The sequence below is a fragment of the Agrobacterium sp. D14 genome (genome assembly GCF_001526505.1).
GTDB classification, from domain to species: domain Bacteria; phylum Pseudomonadota; class Alphaproteobacteria; order Rhizobiales; family Rhizobiaceae; genus Agrobacterium; species Agrobacterium leguminum.
The window spans coordinates 1-5,391 of record NZ_ASXX01000043.1 but is presented as its reverse complement, the minus strand read 5'-3'; the positions used below and the strand labels follow the sequence as shown (position 1 = coordinate 5,391).

7 protein-coding genes are annotated in these 5,391 nt (G+C 58.8%); 6 read left to right on the top strand and 1 reads right to left on the bottom strand.

Translation table 11 applies throughout. The annotated features are described in order from the left end of the window. Positions 1 to 289 precede the first annotated feature (289 nt). The 6 genes from rutA to rutF are packed head-to-tail and all read left to right on the top strand — an operon-like array spanning position 290 to position 4,493. Complete coding sequence (rutA, locus tag L901_RS21150; protein WP_059760061.1) at positions 290 to 1,381, top strand: pyrimidine utilization protein A; 1,092 nt, start codon at positions 290 to 292, stop codon at positions 1,379 to 1,381. After that, positions 1,378 to 2,118, top strand: coding sequence for a pyrimidine utilization protein B (rutB, locus tag L901_RS21145; RefSeq protein WP_003492071.1), 741 nt, complete (start codon positions 1,378 to 1,380; stop codon positions 2,116 to 2,118). Before rutA ends, rutB begins: the two co-directional genes overlap by 4 nt. 25 nt (positions 2,119 to 2,143) lie before the next feature. Next, complete coding sequence (gene rutC, locus L901_RS21140) at positions 2,144 to 2,530, top strand: pyrimidine utilization protein C (protein ID WP_003492069.1); 387 nt, start codon at positions 2,144 to 2,146, stop codon at positions 2,528 to 2,530. Positions 2,531 to 2,543: 13 nt separating this feature from the next. Then, positions 2,544 to 3,335, top strand: a complete 792-nt coding sequence (rutD, locus tag L901_RS21135; protein WP_059760058.1) for a pyrimidine utilization protein D — start codon at positions 2,544 to 2,546, stop codon at positions 3,333 to 3,335. A gap of 16 nt (positions 3,336 to 3,351) precedes the next feature. Further along, positions 3,352 to 3,942, top strand: coding sequence for a malonic semialdehyde reductase (locus tag L901_RS21130; RefSeq protein WP_059760057.1), 591 nt, complete (start codon positions 3,352 to 3,354; stop codon positions 3,940 to 3,942). Between the two features lie 26 nt (positions 3,943 to 3,968). Further along, positions 3,969 to 4,493, top strand: a complete 525-nt coding sequence (gene rutF / locus L901_RS21125) for an NADH-dependent FMN reductase RutF (protein ID WP_059760055.1) — start codon at positions 3,969 to 3,971, stop codon at positions 4,491 to 4,493. A 169-nt stretch (positions 4,494 to 4,662) separates the two neighbouring features. Here rutF and L901_RS21120 read toward each other — a convergent pair. Further along, positions 4,663 to 5,391 (bottom strand): NAD(P)(+) transhydrogenase (Re/Si-specific) subunit beta (locus L901_RS21120; protein WP_197419714.1); only part of this gene is annotated, 729 nt, incomplete at its 5' end.

The following is a 5,391-nucleotide window of genomic DNA, read 5'->3' as shown; positions in this document are numbered from 1 at the left end:
GTGGCTGGATGCCGGATCTAGTCCGGCATGACGGAGAAGAGCTTCCGGATTTTGTACGACGCTCCGCGACCGATGTAAGAGCCGCCCATTTCCCGCAGATTGCGTTCGATATTTGCCGAATAAACAGGCAAATAATTTTATCGAATGATAAAATTTTTATCTTTTGGTAAAAATAATTCGCCTCCAAAATTTTATCCATTTGATAAAATTATTTTATTTGGTCTGGCACAGAACCTGCTACTCTTTTGCCAAGTCAGGAGACACCTGATGCAAAAAAGGGAACAGCAAGATGGAAGTTGGTGTTTTTATCCCGATCGGGAACAATGGTTGGCTGCTGTCAGAAAACGCGCCGCAATACAAACCGAGCTTCGACCTGAACAAGGCGATCACGCTCAAGGCGGAGCAATATGGTTTCGACTTCGCGCTGTCGATGATCAAGCTGCGCGGCTTTGGCGGCAAGACCGAGTTCTGGGACTATAATCTGGAATCCTTCACGCTGATGGCGGGCCTTGCCGCCGTCACCTCCAAGATCAAGCTGTTCGGCACGGCCGCAACGCTGGTCATGCCGCCGGCCATCGTTGCCCGCATGGCGACGACCATCGATTCCATTTCCGGCGGCCGTTTCGGCATCAATCTTATTACCGGCTGGCAGCGGCCGGAATACAGCCAGATGGGGCTCTGGCCGGGCGACGATTATTTCGGTGACCGCTACGAATATCTCGGCGAATATACCTCCATCTTGAAAGAGCTGCTGACGGAGGGCCAGTCGGACTACAAGGGCAAGTTTTTCCAGATGGAGGATTGCCGCATGAAGCCGGTGCCGCAGGGCGACGTCAAACTCATCTGCGCCGGTTCCTCCAACTCCGGCATGGCGTTTTCGGCCAAGTTCGCCGATTACAGCTTCTGCTTCGGCGTTGGCGTCAATACGCCGAAGGCCTTCGCGCCCACCAATGAGCGGCTGCTGGCGGCAACGGAAAAGACCGGCCGCGAGGTTAAATCCGTCGTGCTGACGATGGTGCTTGCCGAGGAAAAATCCGAGGATGCCTGGGCGAAATGGGAGCACTACAAGGCCGGTGCGGATGAGGATGCGATCAAGTGGCTCGGCCTGCAAAGCGCTGTCGACACCAAATCCGGCTCCGACACCAATGTCCGGCACATGTCCAATCCCGTCTCGGCGGTCAACATCAACATGGGAACGCTGATCGGCTCCTATGAGGAAGTGGCGGCCATGCTGGACGAGATGAGCGAAGTGCCGGGAACGGGCGGCGTGATGCTGACCTTCGACGACTTCCTCGAAGGTGTCGAGAAATTCGGCAAATATGTGCAGCCGCTGATGAAGAGCCGCGCGCATGTTCAGGCTGCACTGGAGGCTGCGGAATGAGTGAAGCCGTCGTGGCGGGTTACAAGGGGCCGGAAAGCCGTTCGGAAAGCGTGACGCTTCCCGCCCGGCCGGAGCCGATCACCCTGAAACCCAGCGAGACCGCCGTTGTCGTGGTCGACATGCAGAACGCCTATTCGACCGAGGGCGGTTATGTCGATCTTGCCGGTTTCGATATTTCCGGGGCCAAGGGCACCATTGCCAACATCAAGAAGACGCTGGATGCGGCGCGGGCGGCGGGCGTTCAGGTCATTTATTTCCAGAATGGCTGGGACAAGGACTATGTCGAGGCGGGCGGGCCGGGTTCGCCCAACTGGCACAAGTCCAATGCGCTGAAGACGATGCGCAAAAGGCCGGAGTTGCAGGGCCAGCTGCTGGCCAAGGGGACGTGGGATTATGCCATTGTCGACGAGCTGCAGCCGCAGCCCGGCGATATTCTGGTGCCGAAGACGCGTTACAGCGGTTTCTTCAACACCAATATGGACAGCGTGCTGCGCGCCCGCGGCATTCGCAATCTGGTCTTTGTCGGCATCGCCACCAATGTCTGCGTGGAAAGCTCGCTGCGCGACGCCTTCCATCTCGAATATTTCGGGGTGATGCTGGAGGATGCCACGCATCATCTCGGGCCGGACTATATCCAGCAGGCGACGGTCTACAATGTCGAGAAATTTTTCGGCTGGGTCGCCACCGTCAATGATTTCTGCGGCGTCATCTCGCAGGCCGCACCCGTCAGCGCTTGATATCCAACCACAAGAGGAGAACGAAATGCCGAAGAAGATCGTCGTGCCCGCCGGCACCAGCAAACCCATCGCTCCCTTTTCGCCGGGAACCCTTGCCGATGGCGTGGTTTACGTTTCCGGTACGCTGCCCTTCGACAAGGACAATAATGTCGTGCATGTGGGCGATGCCAGCGCGCAGACCCGTCATGTTCTGGAAACCATCAAGTCCGTCATCGAAACCGCCGGCGGCACGATGGAAGACGTGACGATGAACCATATCTTCATCACCGACTGGGCGAATTATCAGGCCGTCAACACGGTCTATGCCGAATATTTCCCCGGCGACAAGCCGGCGCGTTATTGCATCCAGTGCGGCCTCGTGAAGCCCGACGCGCTGGTGGAAATCGCCACCGTCGCCCATATCGGCAAATAGGGCGAAACGGCAGATGATGCATTTCGAGGTTCATGGCCGGACTGATCCTGAGGCGCCCACAATCCTGCTGTCATCGGGACTGGGCGGATCGGGCTCGTATTGGGCACCGCAGATCGAAGCCCTTTCCGATCATTTCCGGATCGTCACCTACGACCATCGCGGAACCGGCAGGACCGGCGGCGAGGTGCCGCTGGAGGGCGGCATATCGGCGATGGCGGATGATGTGCTGGAAATCGCTTCGGCGCTGAACCTCGAGAAATTCCACTTCATGGGTCATGCGCTTGGCGGTCTGATCGGCCTCGATATCGCGCTGCGCAGGCCCGGTCTCATCGACAGGCTCGTTCTCATCAATGCATGGAGCAAGGCCGATCCGCATTCCGGGCGCTGCTTCGATGTGCGGATCGAGCTTCTGGAGAAATCCGGCGTCGAGGCTTTCGTGAAAGCCCAACCGCTGTTTCTCTATCCGGCTGCCTGGATGTCGGAACATCAGGAGCGACTGGCGCGGGACGATGCCCATGGCGTCGCGCATTTTCAGGGCAAGGCGAATGTGCTTCGGCGCATCGCGGCGCTGAGGGCCTTCGATGTGGATACCCGCCTTGGCGAGATCGGCAATCCGGTTCTGGTGGTGGGAACGAAGGACGATCTTCTGGTGCCCTATACCCGCTCTCTCCGTCTCGCTGAGGGTTTGCCGCAGGGCGAACTCTGCCTTCTCGATTTCGGGGCGCATGCGGTCAATATTACCGAAGCTGACCTTTTCAACGCTCGGCTTTTGCAGTTTCTGCTACCGGCAACACGAACATTCTGACGGGATTTTTAAGACAATGACCACAGCACTCGACGACAAGGCACTTGCAGCACTTTTCACCGCGGCGCGCACCCATAATGGCTGGGCTGACAAGCCGGTCGGCGACGAGACGCTGAGAGAGCTTTACGATCTGACGAAGATGGGTCCGACCTCGGCCAATTGCTCGCCGGGGCGTTTCGTGTTCGTGCGCAGCCAGGAAGCGAAAGAAAAACTGCGGCCGGCGCTTTCGTCGGGCAATCTTGAAAAGACCATGGCAGCACCCGTCACCGTGATCGCCGCCATCGACCGCGAATTTTACGAAAAACTGCCGATGCTGTTTCCGCATGCCGATGCCCGTTCGTGGTTCACCTCCAGCCCGGCCGTGGCCGAGGAAACGGCCTTCCGCAATGCCACGCTACAGGCGGGTTATCTCATCTTGGCAGCCCGCTCGTTGGGACTGGATACCGGGGCAATGTCCGGTTTCGACAAAGGCAAGGTGGATGCGGCGTTTTTCGCAGGCACGACGTGGAAGTCCAATTTCCTGATCAATCTCGGCTATGGCGATCCGTCGAAGCTTTTTGGACGGTTGCCCCGCCTTGGCTTCGAAGACGCCTGTGTGCTGGCTTGATGGCCTGTTAAGGAAGGATGGGTTAGATGCAGATGATGTCTCTTGAAAAGGAAGCGGAAATGGAGACGAAGACTGCACAGCAGCGCAGCCTCGATTATAGAAACGCCATGGCGCGGCTCGGTGCGGCGGTCAATATCGTCACCACGGACGGGGCGGCAGGCCGTGCAGGCTTTGCAGCGACGGCGGTTTGCAGCGTTTCCGACAATCCGCCCACGCTTCTTATCTGCCTCAACCGCAATTCTTCCGCTTACAGGGTGGTGAAGGCCAATGGCGTCGTCTGCGTCAACACGCTCGCCGCCCATCACGAGGTGCTGAGCACGCTTTTCGGCGGCAAGACGCCGGCGGAAGAGCGTTTCGCCGCCGGGAGCTGGGGTGTGCTTGAAACCGGCGCGCCGGTTCTGGAGGACGCGCTTGTCTCTTTCGACTGCCGCATCCGCGAGGCGCATGACGGCGGCACGCATGATATTCTGATTTGCGATGTCGTCGATATGAAGATCAATGCGGGCGATGAGGCGCTGATGTATTTCAACCGGCGTTACCGGGTGCTTTGAGCGCGGTCTTTTGAAAGTTGGAAGTGGCGGCAGTCTATCGACAAAGTCCCGCGAAACGGTTCCGTTTGGCGCGGCCGTAGCATCCGCACACCGTCACCCCGGACGAAAAGTATCGTCGTTTCTCAGAAATTCGAAGGCGTTTCCGGTTTCCCGGAAACGCCCTTTTCATTTACTTGATCAGCGGTAGAAGATCGTTGATCGACTTCTTGGCGTCGCCGTAGAACATGCGGGTATTGTCCTTGTAGAACAGCGGGTTCTCGATACCGGAGTAACCCGTGCCCTGGCCGCGTTTGGAGACGATGACCAGTTTGGACTTCCACACTTCCAGAACCGGCATGCCGGCAATCGGCGAGTTCGGATCGTCCTGGGCGGCCGGGTTGACGATGTCGTTGGAGCCGATGACGATGACGACGTCGGTATTGGGGAAGTCGTCGTTGATCTCGTCCATTTCCAGCACGATGTCGTAAGGCACCTTGGCTTCGGCCAGCAGCACGTTCATGTGGCCGGGAAGACGGCCAGCCACCGGATGGATGGCGAAGCGCACGATCTTGCCGTCGGCGCGCAGCTTGCGGGTCAGTTCGGAGACAGCTGCCTGCGCCTGCGCCACCGCCATGCCGTAGCCGGGAACGATGATGACGCTGTCGGCGTCATTCAGCGCTGCGGCCACGCCTTCGGCGTCGATCGCCACCTGCTCGCCCTCGATTTCCATCGCCGGGCCCGTCGTGCCGCCGAAGCCGCCGAGGATGACCGAGATGAAGGAGCGGTTCATCGCCTTGCACATGATGTAGGAGAGGATGGCACCCGAGGAGCCGACCAGCGCACCGGTGACGATCAGCAGATCGTTGCCGAGCGTGAAGCCGATTGCCGCGGCCGCCCAGCCGGAATAGCTGTTCAGCAT